7 protein-coding genes and 1 tRNA gene are annotated in these 5768 nt (G+C 68.1%); 4 read left to right on the top strand and 4 right to left on the bottom strand.

All coding sequences use genetic code 11. The annotated features are described in order from the left end of the window. On the top strand, positions 1–1726 hold a 1726-nt coding region (locus HUU96_RS10160; protein WP_254605175.1), incomplete at its 5' end, for a gamma-glutamyltransferase family protein. Positions 1727–1865: 139 nt separating this feature from the next. Here HUU96_RS10160 and nusG read toward each other — a convergent pair. The 3 genes from nusG to HUU96_RS10145 all read right to left on the bottom strand — a co-directional run bounded on the left by nusG (position 1866) and on the right by HUU96_RS10145 (position 2869). Continuing rightward, the gene (gene nusG / locus HUU96_RS10155; protein WP_174292693.1) at positions 1866–2402 is read right to left on the bottom strand and encodes a transcription termination/antitermination protein NusG; all 537 of its coding nucleotides are present in this window, start codon (positions 2400–2402) and stop codon (positions 1866–1868) included. 37 nt (positions 2403–2439) lie between these two features. Then, the gene (gene secE / locus HUU96_RS10150) at positions 2440–2643 is read right to left on the bottom strand and encodes a preprotein translocase subunit SecE (RefSeq protein ID WP_174292692.1); all 204 of its coding nucleotides are present in this window, start codon (positions 2641–2643) and stop codon (positions 2440–2442) included. A 149-nt stretch (positions 2644–2792) separates the two neighbouring features. Beyond that, positions 2793–2869 (bottom strand) — tRNA-Trp (locus HUU96_RS10145). 121 nt (positions 2870–2990) lie between these two features. Between HUU96_RS10145 and HUU96_RS10140 the strand changes: the two genes are divergently transcribed. Continuing rightward, positions 2991–4022 (top strand): alpha/beta fold hydrolase, encoded by a 1032-nt coding sequence (locus HUU96_RS10140; RefSeq protein WP_254605174.1) that lies wholly within the window; start codon positions 2991–2993, stop codon positions 4020–4022. A gap of 132 nt (positions 4023–4154) precedes the next feature. On the opposite strand, the gene HUU96_RS15135 is transcribed toward HUU96_RS10140, so the two are convergent. Beyond that, positions 4155–4847, bottom strand: coding sequence for a bactofilin family protein (locus tag HUU96_RS15135; protein ID WP_254605173.1), 693 nt, complete (start codon positions 4845–4847; stop codon positions 4155–4157). 241 nt (positions 4848–5088) lie between these two features. On the opposite strand from HUU96_RS15135, the gene rpsL reads away from it, so the two are divergent. Then, complete coding sequence (rpsL, locus tag HUU96_RS10130) at positions 5089–5460, top strand: 30S ribosomal protein S12 (RefSeq protein ID WP_174292690.1); 372 nt, start codon at positions 5089–5091, stop codon at positions 5458–5460. Between the two features lie 40 nt (positions 5461–5500). After that, a partial coding sequence (locus HUU96_RS10125; protein ID WP_438827076.1) for a small ribosomal subunit protein uS7 occupies positions 5501–5768 on the top strand: 268 nt, incomplete at its 3' end.

Genomic DNA, 5768 nt, shown 5'->3' with positions numbered 1-5768 from the left:
GGCTCCGCGCTTTTCGCGGCCCGACGTCCATGCCGGCGATCGGCCGTTCGGGGCGAGCTTCGCGTCGCGTACCGCCGCCTACGGCCTGCACGGCGCGGCCGGGACGGCGCATCCGCTGGCGACCCAGGCGGGCATCGCCATCCTGCGCGGGGGCGGCTCGGCGGTCGATGCGGCGGTGGCGATCAATGCCTGTCTCGGCTTCCTGGAGCCGACGTCGAGCGGCATCGGCGGCGATTGCTATGCGATGATCTGGGATCTCAAGGCCAAGAAGGTGGTCGGCCTCGCCGGTTCGGGCGCGAGCCCGCGCGCGCTGACGCTGGAGACGGCACGGGCGCGAGCGAGGAACGGCGCGCTGCCGGCGCTCGGCGCGGTCAGCGTGTCAGTGCCTGGCGCGCTCGACGCGTGGTGGACCATGCACCGCCGCTACGGCAAGCTGCCGTGGCGCGACGTCCTCGCCCCCGCCATCGCGCTGTGCGAGGAGGGCGCGCCGGTGCCCGACATCATCGCGCGCTACATCCGCGGCAATCTCGGCGCGTTCCTCCGGCCCAACGCCGGGGTGGAGGAGACCACCAACGCGATTCGCACCTATGGCCTCGCCGACGGCAAGGGGCCGCTCCCCGGCCAGGTGTTCCGCAATCCCGATCTCGCCCGCACCTATCGTGCCATCGCCGCGGGCGGCCGCGATGCCTTCTACGCCGGCGAGATCGCCGCCACGATCGAGCGCTATTTCAAGCGGGTCGGCGGCTGGATGACCCGCGCCGATCTCGCCGCCCACCACAGTGCCTGGGTGACGCCGTACACGACCGACTATCGCGGCACGACGGTGCACGCGCTCGGCGAGAACACGCAGGGCATCGCCACGCTGCAGATGCTCAACATGATCGAGCGGTACGATGTCGCCGGCGCAGGCTTCCAGTCGCCCCAGGCGATCCACTGGGCGATCGAGGCCAAGCGCCTCGCCTATGAGGATCGCGCCCGCTATTATGCCGATCCGCGCTTTGCCAAGGTGCCGGTCGAGTGGCTGATCTCCAAGGACTATGCCGCGAGCCGCGCCGCGTTGATCCGGCCCGACCGCATCCTCACTCCAGTCCATCCCGGCCAGGCACCGAGCCATGGCGACACCACCTATTTCACCGCCGCCGACAAGGACGGCATGATGGTGTCGATGATCCAGTCGAACTTCCGGGGCATGGGCTCGGGGCTGGTCGCCGATGGGCTGGGGTTCATGTTCCAGGATCGTGGCCAGTTGTTCAGCCTGCAGGACGGCCATCCCAACATCTATGCGCCGGGCAAGCGGCCGTTCCAGACGATCATCCCCGGCTTCGCCACCCGCCCGGACGGGAGAGGGGGCGACCAGCCCTGGATGAGCTTCGGCGTGATGGGCGGCGACATGCAGCCGATGGGCCAGAGCCAGATCATCATCAACCGCGTCGACCATGGCCTTGACGTCCAGTCCGCCGGAGATAGCCCGCGCTGGCATCACGAGGGCTCGTCGCAGTCGATGGGCGAGGACGCGCCCGGCCTGCCTGCCACCGGCTTGCTGCGGCTGGAGAGCGGCGTACCCGCGGCGACCAGGGCGGCGCTGGCGGCGATCGGCTGGACGATCGGTCAGTCGGATGGCGGCTTCGGCCGCTACGAGGCGATCGAGCGGCGGATGGACGGCGCGGACCGGGTCTACGCCGCCGCCAGCGAGATGCGGGCGGACGGGTGTGCGCTGGCTTATTAAGGCGCCAGCGTTTCTAAGCCCGACGCGGGAGTAAATTCCGCGTCGTCGGACGGGCTCGCTGCGCGACCCGCCGGCCGGTCGAGCGCCGTCTCGCTCGTAGCTTTGCTACGGGCGTGCGGACGGCAAGCTCGGCTTTGCCTTACTTGCTTCGCTCGACCTGCTCGAAGTCCAGCTCGACCGGCGTCGCGCGCCCGAAAATCGATACCGACACCTTGACCTTCGACTTGTCGAAGTCGAGCCCCTCGACGGTGCCGTTGAAGCTGGCGAACGGGCCGTCCAGCACCTTGACCGCATCGCCGATCTCGTAATCGACCTTGATCTTCTGCTTGGGCGCGGCGGCTGCTTCCTCCTTGGAGTTGAGCATCCGCGCCGCCTCGGTCTCGCTGATCGCCTGGGGCTTGCCCATGCTGCCCAGGAAGCCGGTCACCTTGGGCGTATTCTTGACGAGGTGATAGACATCGTCGTTCATGTTGAGCTTGGCGAGGACATAGCCGGGCATGAACTTGCGCTCGACCGCGATCTTCTTGCCGCGACGTGCCTCCGTGACGGTCTCGGTCGGCACCTCAATCTGCTCGACAAGTTGATCGAGGCCCATGCGGGTCGCCTCGGCCATGATCGCGTCGCGGACCTTGCCCTCAAAGCCGGAATAAGCGTGAATGATGTACCAGCGCGCCATCGGCGGACCCTTTTCGTTAAATCGCGGGGGGAGGGCGTCAGTGCGCCAGCTTGAGCAGCGCGGCGACGATCACCTCGAAGAAACTGTCGACCGCCAGGAAGAACAGCGCCAGGATCGTGGTCATCAGCACCACCATCACCCCGGTCATCACCGTCTCGCGCCGGGTCGGCCACACGACCTTGCGCGTCTCCGCCTGCACCTGGCGGGTGAACTCGATCGGAGTGGTCTTCGCCGCGGCCATGGGTCTCACCTGTCTGTCGTCGTCGGCGGGACACGGGTCCGCCCACCGCTCCTCGATCAAAGAGAGCCGGCGGGAGAAAGTATCCGCGCTGTCGGATGCCCGCAGATAGCCCCGTACGCCGACCCATGCAAGTGGCGGGGCGGGGATGGTGGCAGGGGCACTCGGATTCGAACCGAGGGCCTTCGGTTTTGGAGACCGACGCTCTAACCAGCTGAGCTATGCCCCTGCAGCCGGCCGTTCCCTATCGCCGGAATCTAGCGGGCACAAGCCGCCGCTATGCGTCACGCCTCGCGGACTGTAGGGTGGAGGACAAGGCTGTGGGGGGCTCGACACAGATGCGAAGGATGATGACGGCGATCGGCGCGCTGGCAGCGGCGATGCTGGCGGGGAACGCGGCGGGTCAGCCTGTCGAACAGTCGCTGCCGACGTTGACCGGCGGACCCGATTTCGGCCCGCGGCTGGAGCGTTTCGCCTATCCGTGGCCGGTCCAGACCATCAACGCCGACATCATCGGCCAGCCCGCCGAGATGGCGTTCATGGACGTCGCCGCGCCGCGCCCCAACGGCCGCAGCGTCGTGCTGCTGCACGGCAAGAACTTCTGCGGCGCGACCTGGGAGTCGACGGTCCGCGCGCTGACCGCAGCCGGCTATCGCGTGCTCGTCCCCGACCAGATCGGCTTCTGCAAGTCGTCCAAGCCGCGCGGCGCACAGTACAGCTTCGAGATGCTTGCGAACCTGACCCACCGGCTGATGGTGTCGCGCGGGATCGGCCGGGCGACGATCGTCGGCCACTCGATCGGCGGGATGCTGGCGATGCGGTTCGCGATCATGTTCCCGGAGGCGGTCGATCAGCTGGTGCTGGTCAATCCCCTGGGGCTCAAGGACCGCTCCGAGGAGGGGCTGCCCTATGTCGACGTCGATACGCTCTGGGCGGGCGAGAAGAAGACCAGCTATGCCAGCATCAAGGCGTATCAGCAGGCCAATTACTATCACGACAGCTGGAAGCCGGCCTATGACCGCTGGGTGTGGATGCAGGTCGGCATGTACCAGGGCGCGGGGCGTGACGCGGTCGCGCTGGCCCAGGCCAAGACCAGCGAGATGGTCAAGACCCAGTCGGTCGCGCATGAGCTCTACCGCATCAAGCCGCCGACCACGCTGATCATCGGCACGCTCGACCGTACCGCCTTTGGCCGCCAGCAGATGCAGCCGTCGCTGCGCGGGTTCCTACAGTCGATCCCGCTGGTCGCGCCGGAGGCGGCACGGCAGATGCCCGACGCGACGGTGGTGCGACTCGAGGGTCTGGGCCATGCGCCGCAGGTCGAGGACCCGGCGCGGTTCGAGGCGACGCTGCTGGCGACCCTCGCCCGGCCGCGCCGCTAGAGTCTGATTCAGCGACGCTGAATCAGGGCGGCACCAGCCCTCTCCCCCACCCCACCTCCCAAGACATTATCCTGACTGGGAGGTGGGGTGGGGGAGAGGGCTGGTGCCGCATCCACGTCAGTGGATCAAACGCTAGCCGGCGTCGCTGGCGTCGACCAGGCGCAGCGGCGGCTCGGCGGCTGTCCTGCCGTCGGCGGTCATGTGGGTCATGCGGCCGTCGACCTGCGCGCCCGTCTCGATCTGCACGGTCTGGTATTCGGCATCGCCGCGCAGCTTGGCCGCCTTCTCGACGATCAGCGTCGCCGCCGACACCCGGCCTTCGATGGTGCCGGCGAGGCGGGCGTTCTTGGCGGTAACCGTGCGGACGATCCGCCCCGAGCTGCCCTGGACCAGCGAGCCGCAGGCGATGTCGCCCTCGACCACGCCATCGACGTGCAGGTCGCCTTGCGTGGCGATGTTGCCGGTGACGGTGACGTCGGCACCGATCACCGACAGACCGCCGGCACGGCGTGGCTCCGTCTTGCCTCCGAACATCCCTTGCGCTCCCGGACTGTGCCCGACCGACCTAGCATCATGTGACCGGATGGGCGAGCCCAGCTGGGCGGCGTTGTCGTTGGCGTGGGGCAGGGGCGCGGCCGCCCGCGCGATCGACCAGGCCGCCATCCCCGACGCCAGCGCGACCAGCGGGCCACCCGCGACCGGAACCGCGACGAGCAGCGGCCAGCCTGCCGCTACCGCTCCCACCAGCGACGCCGCAACGAGCATCGCCGTCCGGGCGCGACCGCGAACGGCCGGGCGGGACAGATGGAGGGAGAGGCTGGTCACGCCCCCTCATGCCCCGGCTCCGGTTGCCGCCGCGTTAAGTCGCCCTGCGCAGGGCGTTGACCGTTCGGCGGGCGGTCGCTATAGGTCCGCGGCGTCCGCAGGCCATTCGGCCGGCGGACACGCTTGAACATTGCTGGATGCAGGCAGGGCCGGGGAGGCGACAAGTCCCCTTTGGCCCTTGTTGTATTCCTCCGGTGCTGTGATGGCTCCAGCAAAGTAACCTAGGAAGGTGAAGGGCTTCATGCCGACGATCAACCAGCTGGTCCGCAAGGGCCGCGAACCGCAGAAGGCCAAGTCGAAGGTCCCTGCGATGGAAGCGAACCCGCAGAAGCGCGGCGTTTGCACCCGCGTCTATACGACGACGCCCAAGAAGCCGAACTCGGCGCTGCGCAAGGTGGCCAAGGTGCGCCTGACCAACCAGCGCGAGGTCATCAGCTACATCCCCGGCGAGGGGCACAATTTGCAGGAGCACTCGGTGGTGCTGATCCGCGGCGGCCGCGTGCGCGACCTGCCGGGCGTGCGCTACCATGTGCTGCGCGGCGTGCTCGACACGCAGGGGGTCAAGGATCGCCGCCAGTCGCGGTCCAAATACGGGGCGAAGCGGCCCAAGTAAGCCGCTCCTTCGTTTTGCAAGCTTTTGAAAGGTAAGCCAGATGGCTCGTCGTCGTCGTCCCGATAAGCGGGAAATCCTGCCTGACCCCCGTTTCGGGGATGAGGTGCTCTCCAAGTTCATGAACTCCGTCATGTACGACGGCAAGAAGTCGGTCGCCGAGCTGATCGTGTACGGCGCGATGGAGACGGTCGAGACCCGCGCCAAGCGTGACCCGCTCGGCGTGTTCCATGACGCGCTGAACAACATCAAGCCGGGCATCGAGGTGCGTTCACGCCGTGTCGGCGGTGCCACCTACCAGGTGCCGGTCG

The sequence above is a fragment of the Sphingomonas bacterium genome (assembly GCF_903644135.1).
In the GTDB taxonomy this organism is placed as follows: Bacteria; Pseudomonadota; Alphaproteobacteria; order Sphingomonadales; family Sphingomonadaceae; genus Sphingomonas.
This window is presented reverse-complemented; position numbering and strand designations above follow the sequence as displayed.